This window comes from Paenibacillus sp. sgz302164, assembly GCF_056120505.1.
Genome location: NZ_JBVYOL010000002.1, coordinates 50,156 through 63,445 on the forward strand (window position 1 = coordinate 50,156; position 13,290 = coordinate 63,445).

The 13,290-nt window shown below is 51.8% G+C and carries 14 protein-coding genes and 1 riboswitch; of the genes, 7 read left to right on the forward strand and 7 right to left on the reverse strand.

Annotated elements, in window-relative coordinates:
• Nucleotides 1-19: 19 nt before the first annotated feature.
• The 5 genes from AC0LWT_RS03755 to AC0LWT_RS03775 form a co-directional block, all read right to left on the reverse strand.
• Complete coding sequence (locus AC0LWT_RS03755; protein ID WP_474679883.1) at nt 20-862, reverse strand: carbohydrate ABC transporter permease; 843 nt, start codon at nt 860-862, stop codon at nt 20-22.
• Nucleotides 862-1,746: a carbohydrate ABC transporter permease gene (locus tag AC0LWT_RS03760; RefSeq protein ID WP_474679884.1), complete on the reverse strand. Its 885-nt coding sequence runs from the start codon at nt 1,744-1,746 to the stop codon at nt 862-864. Before AC0LWT_RS03760 ends, AC0LWT_RS03755 begins: the two co-directional genes overlap by 1 nt.
• Nucleotides 1,747-1,821: 75 nt before the next feature.
• Complete coding sequence (locus AC0LWT_RS03765; RefSeq protein WP_474679885.1) at nt 1,822-3,141, reverse strand: ABC transporter substrate-binding protein; 1,320 nt, start codon at nt 3,139-3,141, stop codon at nt 1,822-1,824.
• A gap of 166 nt (nt 3,142-3,307) precedes the next feature.
• A complete protein-coding gene (locus AC0LWT_RS03770) occupies nt 3,308-4,330 on the reverse strand; it encodes a LacI family DNA-binding transcriptional regulator (protein WP_474679886.1) in 1,023 nt (340 codons plus the stop codon).
• Nucleotides 4,331-4,514: 184 nt separating this feature from the next.
• Nucleotides 4,515-4,676 carry a hypothetical protein gene (locus tag AC0LWT_RS03775; protein WP_474679887.1) on the reverse strand — a complete coding sequence of 54 codons (162 nt, stop codon included), beginning with the start codon at nt 4,674-4,676 and terminating at the stop codon, nt 4,515-4,517.
• A 229-nt stretch (nt 4,677-4,905) separates the two neighbouring features.
• Here AC0LWT_RS03775 and AC0LWT_RS03780 point away from each other — a divergent pair, with 229 nt between their 5' ends.
• A complete protein-coding gene (locus AC0LWT_RS03780) occupies nt 4,906-6,096 on the forward strand; it encodes a GNAT family N-acetyltransferase (protein ID WP_474679888.1) in 1,191 nt (396 codons plus the stop codon).
• A gap of 58 nt (nt 6,097-6,154) precedes the next feature.
• Here the strand turns inward: AC0LWT_RS03780 and AC0LWT_RS03785 are convergent, their stop codons facing one another.
• Entirely contained in the window at nt 6,155-6,859 is a 705-nt protein-coding gene (locus AC0LWT_RS03785; protein WP_474679889.1) for a polysaccharide deacetylase family protein, read from the reverse strand.
• A gap of 176 nt (nt 6,860-7,035) precedes the next feature.
• Nucleotides 7,036-7,827 carry a stalk domain-containing protein gene (locus AC0LWT_RS03790; protein WP_474679890.1) on the reverse strand — a complete coding sequence of 264 codons (792 nt, stop codon included), beginning with the start codon at nt 7,825-7,827 and terminating at the stop codon, nt 7,036-7,038.
• Between the two features lie 9 nt (nt 7,828-7,836).
• Nucleotides 7,837-7,985: riboswitch (cyclic di-AMP (ydaO/yuaA leader) on the reverse strand.
• Between the two features lie 160 nt (nt 7,986-8,145).
• On the opposite strand from AC0LWT_RS03790, the gene AC0LWT_RS03795 reads away from it, so the two are divergent.
• From AC0LWT_RS03795 to lepB, 6 genes are all read left to right on the forward strand, one after another.
• Complete coding sequence (locus AC0LWT_RS03795; RefSeq protein WP_474679891.1) at nt 8,146-8,451, forward strand: LiaF transmembrane domain-containing protein; 306 nt, start codon at nt 8,146-8,148, stop codon at nt 8,449-8,451.
• 25 nt (nt 8,452-8,476) lie between these two features.
• On the forward strand, nt 8,477-9,112 hold the full coding sequence (locus AC0LWT_RS03800) for a PspA/IM30 family protein (RefSeq protein WP_474679892.1): 636 nt from the start codon (nt 8,477-8,479) through the stop codon (nt 9,110-9,112).
• Between the two features lie 945 nt (nt 9,113-10,057).
• Complete coding sequence (liaF, locus tag AC0LWT_RS03805; RefSeq protein ID WP_474679893.1) at nt 10,058-10,720, forward strand: cell wall-active antibiotics response protein LiaF; 663 nt, start codon at nt 10,058-10,060, stop codon at nt 10,718-10,720.
• 36 nt (nt 10,721-10,756) lie between these two features.
• Nucleotides 10,757-11,830 carry a sensor histidine kinase gene (locus tag AC0LWT_RS03810; RefSeq protein ID WP_474679894.1) on the forward strand — a complete coding sequence of 358 codons (1,074 nt, stop codon included), beginning with the start codon at nt 10,757-10,759 and terminating at the stop codon, nt 11,828-11,830.
• Nucleotides 11,814-12,458 carry a response regulator transcription factor gene (locus AC0LWT_RS03815; protein WP_474679895.1) on the forward strand — a complete coding sequence of 215 codons (645 nt, stop codon included), beginning with the start codon at nt 11,814-11,816 and terminating at the stop codon, nt 12,456-12,458. The genes AC0LWT_RS03810 and AC0LWT_RS03815 overlap by 17 nt, the downstream gene beginning before the upstream one ends.
• A 23-nt stretch (nt 12,459-12,481) precedes the next feature.
• On the forward strand, nt 12,482-13,033 hold the full coding sequence (gene lepB / locus AC0LWT_RS03820; RefSeq protein ID WP_474679896.1) for a signal peptidase I: 552 nt from the start codon (nt 12,482-12,484) through the stop codon (nt 13,031-13,033).
• Nucleotides 13,034-13,290 lie beyond the last annotated feature (257 nt).

The following is a 13,290-nucleotide window of genomic DNA, read 5'->3' on the forward strand; positions in this document are numbered from 1 at the left end:
ATACCTGCGCTTTCCGAAATTATTTGATCGCACCCTGCGTAACCCCTTGAATAATGTAGCGCTGGGCAAACATATAGACGATGAACAGCGGAAGCACAATCATCAAGACTGCCGGCAAAAACTGCTCGTAGTTGGTCGAGTAGGTGTCGCTGAACACTTTTACCGCGAGCAGTAAAGTCAGCTTGTCTTGCCCCGCATTTTGCAAAATCAAAACGGGAAGCAAATAGTCGTTCCAGATCCACAATATGTTCAAAATGCCAATCGTGACGGTAGTCGGCGTTAAGATCGGCAGCACGATTTTGAAAAACGTTTGCCGCCGGTTGCACCCGTCGATCAGCGTCGCTTCTTCCAGCTCAAGGGGAATCCCTTTCACAAAACCGTGGTAAATGAACACCGAGAGCGAACTGCCGAATCCGAGATACATGAAAATCAGCGTCAGCTGCGGCTGCGCTTGAATCCACCCGAGCTTTTGGCCGTATACGGAAACGAGCGGGATCATAATCGACTGGAACGGGATGATCATCGAGGAGACCATCATGAAAAAAAACGTGTTGTTCAGCTTCGTATTGTTCCGCACGAAATAATGAGCGGTCATGGAGGTCAGCAGCGAGATCAATACAACGCTCAGGAGCGTGATCACGACCGTATTCCACAGGCTGCCCCAATAATTCATTTTATCCATGGCAATGGCGAAGTTCGTAAAATGAAGCGAAGTCGGCAAAGAAACGATCGATTCGACGATTTGCGCGTTCGTTTTAAACGAATTCAGCAAAACCAGCAAAAAAGGGAAGCCAAAAACGATCAGCGCCACCGATAAAATGATATAAATAAGTGTTTGTTGAACGAGATGACTTGCTCTCATTAGGCTTCAACCTCCAATTTTTTGCTGAAATAAACTTGAAGGGTGGTTACGCCTGCGACCAGGAAGAACAAAATGAAAGCTTCCGCCTGACCCAATCCGTAATCGTGAGCCTGAAACGCTTTGTTATAAATGTGCATGGAAGCCATGATCGTGCTTCCGAACGGGCCGCCTTTCGTCAGCGCCAAATTCAGGTCGTAGATCATGAATCCGTTTCTCAGCGTCAGGAATATCGTAACGATAAACGCCGGCACCATCAGCGGCAGCACCATGCGGGTAAGCCGGGTCCAACTGCTTGCGCCGTCAATCGTCGCCGCTTCCAGTATATCTTTCGGCACGCTCATCAGACCGGCAATGAGAATAACCATCATGTAGCCGACATTTTGCCAAACCGTAACAAGGACAAGCGCCCAAAAAGCTTTATGTTCATCGCCCAACCAGGAGGTCGCGAATATTTCCAAAGCAAATTTTTGACCGATGGCAACAAAAAAGCTGTTGAATAAAAACTGCCAAATAAATCCAAGCACAAGCGCGCCGATCAAATTCGGCACAAAAAAGATGGTGCGGAAAAAATTTTGCCCCTTGTTTCCCGAAGTTACGAAATAAGCCAATAAGAAAGCTATTGCATTAACTAGAGCGACAGTGATAACGACGTATTTGAGGGTCAGCCAAATGGCGCCCCAAAATTTAGAATCATGAAAGACGGCGATATAGTTGTTCACGCCCACAAAAGGCATCTCGGTCGCGATTCCGTCCCATTGAAAAAAGGTCAAATAAATGCCGTATATAAATGGAACGACGACGACGGCCAAAAACGCGAAAAGCGTCGGGCCGGTAAAAAAAAGTTGATGGCCCGCTCTCTTGAATGCATTTTTTTCAGAGATCACGCGGTACTCCTCCGCTTCGATATGAATTGAGAGTCGATGGACAAGACCATGGGTCCCATCCATCGACATGAAATGTTACTTCACATTTTTCCAGTAATCTTCGATTTCAGCCGCTAGAGCAGCCCGGTCATCCTTGCCCACGAGATATTTTTGCATCGAAGCGCCAAGCACTTTCCAGTGGTCGCCAGGTACGTAGTTGCCTGCGAAAGGAATGGACTTGCCGGCATTGTTGTAAGCTTTGATCGATTTGGCAAGAGAATCTTTAGGCTCGAGCGTAATGTTTTTGAATGCCGGAATGATACTCGCCTTGTTGACGAGGAAATCCTGGCCTGCCTTATCGTACACGATCCAGTTGAGGAATTTTTTGGCTGCGGCCTGCTGCTCCTCGGTATTTTTCGTTTTATCGATAAAAATTTGTTTGGTCGCGCCGATTGCGATGGCGGAATTTGCTTTGTCGCTTGCGTTGTTGCTCACCGGCACCGGAATGAAGCCGTATTCGCCGCTCGCGCTCGTTTTTTGCAATTCGCTGATCATCCAGTTGCCGTTAAACGTAATGCCGGCCTCGCCTTTGGCTACGGAAGCCGCGGTTTGCTCGTAAGTAACGGAAAGGGGATCGTTTTTCCCTTTGTTGTATTTTTTCATGACGTCGAAGGTGTCGATTAGCCCTTTGTACGCCGCGTTGTCGGCTATTTTGACGCTGCCCGACTTTAAGCCGCTGAGGAACTTGTCCACGTTGCCGTCCGGCTGCGCCGCGTAAGCGAGAGCCAAGAAGTGGTTGCCGAGCGACCAATCCATGCTGCCGATCGTCAATGGAGCAGGGCCGGACGCTTGAATTTTTTTGAAAAGCTCTTCAAGAGCGGCAGTCGTGTTGATCGTAGCCGGGTCGAAAGTGCCGCCGACCGCTTTGTCAAGCACGGCTTTGTTGTAAATAAGGCCGTATCCTTCGACCGAGAACGGGAACGCCAACGTTTTGCCGTCAATCTGGTTAGGCTGCGCCAAATCGCTTACCCATTTTTCGCCGGAAAGATCGGCGGCTTTGTCTTTGAACTTGACGATGTCGCCGGCATCGAGCATGGCGAGCGTCGCAGGCGTGCCTGCCGCATAAAGCGTAGCGGCTCTCTCGTAAGGAGATTGGCCGTCACCGGTCGACATGACTTCAATGGTAATGTTCGGGTTCGCTTTTGTGAACTCTTTACCTGCTTCGGTCAGCAGCTTCGTAACTTCGCCGCCTTTCGATTCGAGAAGCGTGATTTTGACCGGTTTGTCGGCGGAGCCGCCGCTGCCGCCGGGCGTCGAAGAAGCCGTGCCGCCGGAACTGCTTTTCCCGCAAGCGGTTGCAATCATTGCAAATACAAGCATTACTGCCAGTGAAATAACAAGACCTGATTTTTTCATGTCGGTTTTCCCCCTAAAATAAAATTGTTCATGCATATACGGTTGCTGCTTTAAAACGATGTCCTTCAATAACTTCGCCCCGGATCACCTCCTTAAAATTTCCGAATAATGGGACATTATTCATATATAACTCAGGAAAAGGTTTTCCTAAATATCCAAAAAAATTTTACGGCTCCCCGTTGGCTTTCACGCTGTCTCTGATCACAAGGGTTGTCGGCACGATAATACTGTTTTTCAAGTTTTTCGTATTGTCTTCCAGCATCTCGAGCAGCATATTCGCGGCTTGGGTGCCGAATTCCGCATAGTTAACCTGGACGGTAGTTAATTTGGGCTGTACCAGGGAGGCGATTTCGATGTCGTCAAAGCCGATAATCGAGCAATCCTGCGGAATTGTCCAGCCATGATCATACAAATAATTCATCGCCCCGAGCGCAAGTCTATCTGTCGCGGCAAATATCGCGGTAGGTTTAAATGTATGCGCTAACATTGCTTTCGCCGCTTCGTATCCGCTGCTTATTTTGAAAGAATCGGCGTGAACTATGCTTTGTTTGGATACGGATATGTGCCGGTCCTTCATGGCCTGTTTGAAGCCTTTCAAACGGTCGACCCCGACAGCCAGGTCATAGAGCGGAGCTGAAATGAAGCCGATTTTGGTATGCCCGTTATCGAGCAAATGCGTGGTTGCCTTATGAGCGCCCTCGACATTGTCGATGCCCACGGAAGGCAAGCCTTGAAGCTGAAATTGCTGGCCGATGACGACGGCAGGGATTTGCTTTTTGCTGAAAAATTGCTTATGGCTGGACGAATACTTCACGCCTGAAAGGATGATCCCGTCAATTTTTTTATCCTCGAACAATTGAAAATATTTCAATTCTTTTTCTTCGTTTCCGTTGGTGATGGCCAAAAAAATGCTGTAGCCTTCGGCATCCAAAATGCTTTCCAGGCCGTTGATCACCTGGGCGAATATTTCGTTGGATACTTCGGGAAGCATCACGCCGATTACATGAGTCCGCTTGTTCACGAGCCCGCGCGCCAATGCGTTGGGTCTGAAGCCGGTTAATTCGACGGCTCTCATCACTTTCTCCCGCGTTTCGGGATTCGCGCGTTTCGTTCCGTTCAGCACTCTGGAAACGGTCGCAATCGATACGTTTGCCATTCGGGCAACATCTTTAATCGTATAATCGGCCATAAGTTTATCTCCAATTTCTTAAAGCTAATGAAAACGGGTAAACGTTTTCACATAATGAGATTATCATAACCGCGTTGTTTCGTCAACATCGGACATGGAAGAAGAAGCAGATCATAACGGCCCGCGTTATTGCCTGCTTCCAATTTATAGTTCTATTGGCATATACGATTTGTTTCTTTACAGATTAAATATGAAATGTGCGGAGAATGATGACAAGCAGGATAAACAGGACAAGAATTGTTGCCGGCGAAGTCATAAAACCTCCTACAGGAGCTCCGCAGCCACAACCATGGCCACCATAGCCACCATAGCCACCATAGCCACCATAGCCATATGAATACGACATATTATTCCCTCCTGGATTGTAAAGTAAAGGCTTCAAATTTCTTGTATAGTGTATGTGCGGAGCGGATGGGTTGATTGGACACGTGTCCCGTAGGCCTTGATCCGACGGTTCCGGATTTCGTCTCGTTCGAAGCCGGATTTTCACGCAGCCGCGCAATGCGGCCGCTCTTTGTGTTACTATGAAATTGCCGAAGGATACGGGCTAATAATCGAACGAAGAGGTGATCGCCATGGGCGAGATTCGCGCATTAAAGCGGGAAGAAGTGGCGGATAGCGTCGCGCTTTCCGAATTTGCTTTTCAATTGGAGCTTACCCCGGAGGAATTTCAGGATCGAATGGACTTGACCGATCCGGACGCCGTTCTGGGATATTTCGCGGACGGGCGTTTGGCGGCCAAACTGACCTTGCTGGATTTGGAAACGTGGCTGCACGGGCGCAGCTTTGCAATGGGCGGCATCTCGGGTGTAGCGACATGGCCGGAATACCGGCGGGGCGGCATGGTATCCGAGCTGCTCGTTCTCATATTGAAAAAGATGAAAGAGAAAGGCCAGACGCTCTCCTTTTTGCATCCGTTCAAGTTTGAGTTTTACCGCAAATTCGGCTGGGAAATGTATTCGGAATACTGCAAATACGAAATCACGCACGACAAGCTCCCCCGCTTTCAAGCGGCCGCAGGCAGCAGGGTGATGCGCATCGGGAAAGATCCGGAGATTTTGAATCCGATTTATGAAAAGCACGCGGTCCGCTATAACGGCATGCTGAAGCGGGACCTGAAATGGTGGAACAACCGCTGGTTCAAGTTTAAAAAAGGAACGGTTGGCGTCCATCTCAATGCCCGCAATGAGCATACCGGCTATGTGTTTTATCAGGTTAAGGACAAAATCATGACGATTCATGAGCTTGTGTTTCTGGACGAGGAGGCACGGCGCGGATTGTGGAAATTTATAGCGGATCACGATTCGATGATCGACAAGGTGCTTGTCCAAGCCCCCGTGAACGACGCGCTCCCGTTTTTGGTGCCTAATCCGGCATTCAAGCAGGAGAGAGTTCCTTACTTCATGGCCAGAATCGTCGATGTGGAATCGTTCCTATCCCGGTTCCCGTTCCGGACGGACGGAATCAAGGAGGCGCTGTACTTGCGGGTCGCTGACGAGCATGCGGAATGGAACAACGGCGTGTTTCAAGTGCGGGCGGATGCACAAACCGGCGCTGTGGAAGTAGTGAAGCTCTCCGGGAGCGTCCTGCCGAATGAGGAGCAATTGCTCAGTTGTTCGATACAAACGCTGACCACTTTGTTTATGGGTTATCAAAAAGCCGTCTTTTTGGCGGAGACGGAACGCCTGCAGGGCAGCCCTGCGACGGCTAGGCGGCTGGACTCGGCGATACCCGAACGGACTACATATTTGGCGGATTTCTTTTAAATAACGGAAAAAGGCGGCGCAGCGGACGATGAACCGTGAGGCCGTCTTTTTGCGCTGCTTATTTGTTCATTTTCGAAATCAGGTCGGTGACCGTTACGAATTGATAGCCCTGCTTTTTAAGCTCGGGCAGCACGATTTTGAGAGCTTCCACCGTTTGCGAGCAGTCTCCCTGCAAGTCGTGGAACAAAATAATATCGCCGTTGTGAATGTTATTGAGCACGGACCGGACGATGTTGTCGACGCCCGGCTTCCGCCAGTCTTTCGTATCCTGGTACCAGGACCACATCACAACCGTGAACCGGTCCTGCTTGGCCAATTCGATCAGCGATTGATCGTAAAAGCCGCCGGGCGGACGGAACACGTGAGGAATTTGCTCGGTAATGTCGAAAATAATTTCCTGCGTCTGTTCGATCTCCTCTTTCAATTTGTCCGGGCTGACATGTTTCAAATAATGATGATCGTACGTATGATTGGCAATCTCATGCCCTTCGTTCACTTCCCGGATGGCGATTTGCGGATACATCTGCACGCGCTTGCCGAGCACAAAAAAAGTCGCTTTCGCGTCGTACTGCTTAAGAACGTCCAGCAATTGGGGCGTATACACCGGATTGGGCCCGTCGTCAAACGTCAGCGCGACCAGCTTTTGATCGGTCTGCACATTCCAAACGACCTCGCTTTGCGGCACCGGCATGGCGGCGGTCGTCACATTCAAAACGACGGCAAGCTGCGCGGCGGCAATCATCATGCGATGGAGTTTTGGCATAAGTCTCCCCCTTAAAGTTTGAAGCAGGCTTGCTTCCAAACAGTCTGAGGTTATTGTCTGACCTGCCAACAGAACCTATGCGGAGGAAAAGAGGCAATATTTGTGAGGCAAATTCGCTCAAATACAAAAAGCAGGCCCATGGAGAATAGGATCTCCAAGGACCTGCTTTGTCGAAATTAACTGGGCAAGCGGAACACTTTCACGTTTTGGATGCCGAATTGCTGCAGCGATTCTTTGGAGCCGGGGATAAAGATGTCCACATGATTGCCTTTTACGGAACCGCCTGTGTCGGTTGCATAGGCATACATGCCGCCTACCGGCAGTCCGTCGAAATTGTAGCCTTCGATGTAAAGCTTGGTGCCGAGCGGAATGACCGTCGGATCTACGGCGACTGTCCCCAGCGCCAGCGGATTTCCCATGTAGTCGACGGCGCCGAAGCCGCCGTTCTCGGAAGGATCGGCCGAGTAAGCGGTTGCTTTAAAGCTTTCAAACTTGGGCGCATATTGGCTTCCGTCTTTGCTTAAGATGGCCATTTTGCTGTCCGCATCCCATTGAATCGGAATTTTGGAAGCGTCGCAAATGAATCGCAGCGGAACGAACACTCTGCCGTCCTGAAACCCGGCATGGGTGCCCATGTCGACGGGGGTGTTGTCGATGACCGCTTTTTGATCGCCTGATGCCAATGCAATCGTATGTTTGCCGTTGTTTAAAGTTACTTTAATTTGATTGCCCTTTTTTTCCCATTGGACCGTATAGCCGAGTTTTTCGGTTACGAAGCGAATGGGGACCTGCGTGGAATGATTCGTGTCTAAATAAGGTTGTGCATCCGGAAAACCGACAAGGTCATTGTCTACCTGCACTTTTACTTCCATTTCGGCCGCTTTGGCATGGTGCGGCGAAAGAAAGCCTCCTGCCAGAACTGTAATAGATACAGCAAGGCCAGCGAGTCCTTTTATAGCCGTATTCAATTCGCTATTCCTCCTTCTTATTAAAGCCTCCGAGGTTAGTTGACGGGTTCGGGAAGAAGGTTCTCCCTAGTCTGCTTCGACAATCAGCAAATATTCACCCCAATTAAATCGTCCCCCGTACCGATGCTGGAACACACCGGATTCGGCTCCAATTATTTTAACATTGGTATTTTGCCTGAAACAACGGCCAAAATGTGGAAGGTCTGAGAAATACCTAGACTTTGGTCCAGGTCGAAAAACAGTCGCGGGTCCGTTTTGCTTCTTGTCTCTTTTGTATACGCTAGTAGCATAAGGAATGAGCGAAAGGCGGGAACGTGCATGTCCATGAAAGGCAATAGAGGATTAGCTTTGATTTTTATTGCGGTCGGCTTGATCATTGCATCCCATATAATCGGAATTCATCTTCATCTTATGGGGTACCTGCTGCCGCTTTCGATGGTTGGGCTCGGCTATGTCGGCATTTGCAACGGGAAGAAGATCGGCTGGCTGATCGCCGCCGCGGGAGCTTTGATCCTGGCCGTGAAATTGTCGGGCTTCATCGCGTTCGCATTGGCGATTGTGCTGATCGGCTATGGATTCAGGCTGCTGGGCAGACGCACGCATTCGGATCGGTTCGATCTGTAAACTTAAATAGGCCGGGGTGGGGTTAATGAAGGTATTGAACAGAATCGGTAAAATGGCTGAAACGGCTTGGCACGATACCGCCGAGCGCTTTTCGATGAATGAGCAAGGAGGGGGCTTCGGCTCGCAGACGGGAGCAAGCGGGCGGATCCGGGCGCTGGAGCAGCGCTACGAAGAGACTTTGCAGCGGACGTTCGAGCTGCGTCAGCACTTTGTGAACGCGGAGGAGCTCGCTCGGCTCCGCGCGGAGCAGGCCGAGCTGGCGATGCGCGCCGGCGAGGAAGAGCTTGCCCGGGCGGCGCTGCAGGAGAAGCTGCGCCTGGAAGCGGCGTGCGGGCACTACCGCACGCAGTACGCGAGCTCCCAGGACGAAGTCCTGGCGCTCGCGGAGGAACTGCAGCGGCTGCGCGCCGCCGGTGCGGACGATGTGCAGCCGCATGGCGGGCTGCACGGGGCCCAGGCCCGCGACACGCTGCGCGAGCTGGAAAACGCGGGCCGCGAGGCTTGGCAAGGGCTGCGCGAAGCGGGCCGCATGTCGGCCGAGACGCTGAAGGAGGCGGGCTGCAACGTCAAGCAGGAGCTGCGCACGATGCGCGTGAAGCTCCAGAAGGAGTGGCAGCAGAGCCGCAGCAGCGGCGAGAGAGGCGGCCCGCGCGCGAAGTAGCGCGGGGCCGTGCATTGCTGGGCCCGCGAGGAAGCGGGAGGGGCCCCTTTGGCGCAACCGCGCGCAAATAAAGGCCGAGGCTGGGCGCGCCCGTCGACCGACCGCCGTCGTGCAGCGAAACACCGCGCGCTGGGAGCTGCGCGCGGTGCGACCTCTCCCGGTGCAGGTCGTGGAACTGTACAACTGGGCCAGGGACAGCTTGGTAGGGAGAAAACCTGCAAATGTACAGGTTTTTTTCGCAGAATCGGCTTGTTTTGACGAAAAACCTGCAAAAGTGCAGGAATTTTCGCTGAAAGTGAATTTGAGCCCACGTGTTCGCTGAAAAGCCTGCACTTTTGCAGGAATTCATCGTAACCGGCGGTCAAGGACGTAAATTCATGTATTTTTGCAGGTTTTTTTCGTGCAGACGGGCAGATTGTGACTATCTCCTCTAACGTGGGGGGTTTTACTAGCTTCTTGTTTGTTGATAGCGCGGCATTCCTGCAATTGTGCAGGCTTTTTGCCGGGTATAGGGGGGATTCGTTCTGTAGGGTGACGTCTACGGCGTCATGGGGGTTCGCAGGTCCTGTCTCCGGCCCGGGTCGGCCAGTCGGGCCTGCCAAGCTCAGCTCAGCCCAGCGAAGCCCGGTCCGGTCTGCCGAGCCGCTTCATAACCGGCCACTGTACGGAGGGCGCGTCCCATACCGGGAAGGCAAGGAGCGGCAGCGCTAGCATCGTCAATTTGCTTTCTGAGCGTCGTCGCCGGCCCCTTGCAGCTGCGTCAGCACCGGCCCGGCGCCGGCGGGTGCCCTGCCGCCTCAAGCATTTGCATCTTGGAGGCCGTACATTGTTATGGTATGCTAAGAAAATGTGGCCATAACCGGGTATCGGGCCGGCCGGCTTTCGTTTTGCTGTCATTCGCTTGCAAAACATACTTACTATCCGCGCAGCCAGAGGAGGTGCAACATGGGAGAAGAAACCAAAAACAACCGCAGCCGGAATACAGCGCTTTTGCTGATCGGAGCCGGTCTTTTTTTGCTTTTGGATCACCTGATCGGCTTTTTTCCCATACTTGCGGCTGTCCTCATCCTGCTCGGCATCCATAGGCTACGGTCGCACAGAGAGTATAAGGGCTACGTATTGATCGCAGTAGGCGCTATTATTTTGTTCGGCAATCATTTGTCGATCGTGCTTTCCGTCGTGTTGATTTCCTTGGGGCTGTACTTCATCCGTTCGAAGCGTCTGCACAAGGACGATACGTACATCCAGAAGCATAAGATTATAGACAGCATCCGGCTCGGCAGAGAGCCCTGGATTTTACGCAACAGCAGCATCTGGTACATGATCGGGGAGACGTATATCGACCTGTCGCTGGCCATTTTGGAGCAAAAGGAGACTACGGTCATTCTGCAGGGCGTCATCGGCGACGTTGACATCGTAGTGCCGGAAGATATAGGCGTTTCCGTAACTTCGTCGGTCATGCTGGGACAAATTATGGCGGACAGGGAAAGAGAAGCCGGCGTCATGAACAAGCTTGTTTGGAAGTCCCAGAATTTCGAGCATACGGACCATCGCGTGAAACTAGTTCTTTCTTACATCGTAGGAGATGTCGATATCAAAATTTTGTAATCGCTTTTTAACCGGTTTTGGGAGGGACAATCGCGCTTGGACGGCTATAAAAGAAAACTTACGAATATGATATGGCGCAGCATGGGCGAGTCGATTCTCTTCAGTCTGGTCATTTTCGGCGTCATTATATATTTTCTGAACTCGCGGAGTTTGATCCAGCCGTTCCGTTCCTGGCAGGAGGGCGTTCAATTCAGCCTTATGGCGTTCGGCATCGTGATCGGGATCGGGGCGGCGTACGGCTTCTGGAACAGCAACCGCATAACCCGCAGGCTGGGACCGCTGATGGAAACGATGGTGCAGCTCGAGAAAGGGAAGTTCATCCGGACCGGGTTCGAAATCGGCGAGGACGAAATCGGGCGGCTCGGCGAGCAGCTCGGGCGAGTTATGATAAAATGGGAGGAACAGGTGACTTCCCTGCAGCGTCTGTCCAACGATAATGCGGAGCTTGCGGAAAAAGCGAGATTTTCCGCCATTATCGAGGAGCGCCAGCGGCTGGCGCGCGAGCTTCACGATGCGGTCAGCCAGCAGCTGTTCGCCATCTCGATGACGGCTACGGCGGTCGGCCGGACGCTCGATAAAGATTTTGAGAAAGCGCAGCGGCAAATTTTTCTCATCGAGGAGATGGCGTCCGTTGCGCAATCGGAGATGAGAGCGCTGCTGCTGCATCTGCGCCCGGTTCATCTGGAGGGCAAGCGGCTGTCCGAAGGGCTTGTCGAGCTGCTGAAGGAACTGTCCGCCAAAGTGCCGATGGACATTTCGTGGGACATGGACGACGAAATCCGGCTGCCGAAAGGGATCGAGGACCACTTGTTCCGGATTGTGCAGGAAGCGCTCTCCAATGCGCTGCGCCATTCCAAGGCGAACAAGCTGGAGGTCAAGCTGCTGCACCGCTCCGACGGCATCCGTCTGGCGATTCGCGACGACGGGGTCGGGTTTGAACTGGACGCAAAGAAGCATACGTCGTACGGAATTGTGTCCATGAAAGAGCGAGTCAACGAAATCGGCGGCAATCTGCACATCATTACTGCGCCGGATCGGGGAACCCGGATCGAGATTCGTGTGCCGATCTTAGCCAATTCAGGAGGAGAAGCGAATGGACTCGAATATTAAAGTTTTGCTGGTGGACGATCACGAGATGGTGCGGATCGGACTGGCGGCCGTGCTCGGCACGGAAGAAGGCATCGAAGTGGTCGGAGAGGCCAGCAACGGCCTGGAAGGAATACGGCTTGCCCAGGAGTACAGGCCCGACGTCGTGCTGATGGATCTCGTCATGGAAGGGATGGACGGCATCGAGACGACGCGAAAGTTGCTTCAACTGTATCCGGAGTGTAAAGTAATTGTATTGACCAGTTTTTTGGATGACGAAAAAATGTATCCGGTTATCGAAGCGGGCGCGTTCAGCTATTTGCTCAAAACGTCGCGGGCTTCCGAAATCGCCCAGGCGATCCGCGCCGCGGTCAAAGGGCAGTCGATTTTGGAATCTCAGGTTGCGTCCAAAATCATGAACCGCTTTCGCCAGCCGAAGGCGGAGACGGCTCCCCATGAAGAATTGACCGAACGTGAGATGGAGGTGCTGCGCCTCATTGCCAAAGGCAAGTCGAATCAGGAATTGGCCGACGAACTGTTCATCGGCGTAAAAACCGTGAAGTTTCATGTCACGAATGTGCTTGCCAAATTGGGCGTTGAAGATCGAACGCAAGCGGCCATCTATGCTTTCAAGCATGGCTTGGCGGAATAACGGCCGAACAAGGGAGCGTTGCAATGGTGAAATTGTTGAAACAAATATGGAGCTGGTTCGGCTCCATCGCGATCTCATTCGTACTCGTCGTCATTTTAGGTGTTTTTGTGTTTCAATCGACCAAAGTAAGCGGACACTCCATGGACCCCACACTGCATGACAACCAGAGGGTGTTTGTGTCCAAGATCTCCCATACGTTCTCTTATGAGCCGAATTACGGAGATATCGTCATCATCGACAGCCGGGTTGACCTCAAGCGATCGCTCAAGAACGATTTGCTGGACAGTCCGCTGCTCAGCCTGTTCTCCCGTTCTGACGACAGGCACATTTGGATCAAACGCGTGATCGGGAAGCCCGGGGATGTGCTGGAATACAAGGATCATCAAATATACCGCAACGGCGAGCCGCTTGACGAACCTTACCTGAACGAGAAAATGCGGGAGGATTCGAGCAAAACGTGGACGGTTCCGGCGGATCACATCTTCGTCATGGGCGATAACCGCAACAACAGCATGGACAGCCGGGTCATCGGCTTTATTCCGCTGGATCATGTGCTTGGCAAAAAGATGTTCTAGTATTTCGTTAATAGCTATGAAAACCTTCCGGCCCCAGGCCGGAAGGTTTTTTCTTTTGGCCGAAACGGTTGAAGCGGCGCGAAGCGATGTGAGGAAAACTCCGTTTTGTAAGCGTTTGAGTGAATTTAAGCTTAAATCTTCAGTTATTTTTGTAATAAAACCTTACATTTTATATTGAAAATGAGCCTGCTTCTCTATATAATGAATTAAACGAAATATTCGCTATATATTCATTAATTAGTTTTAGAGGGGGACTA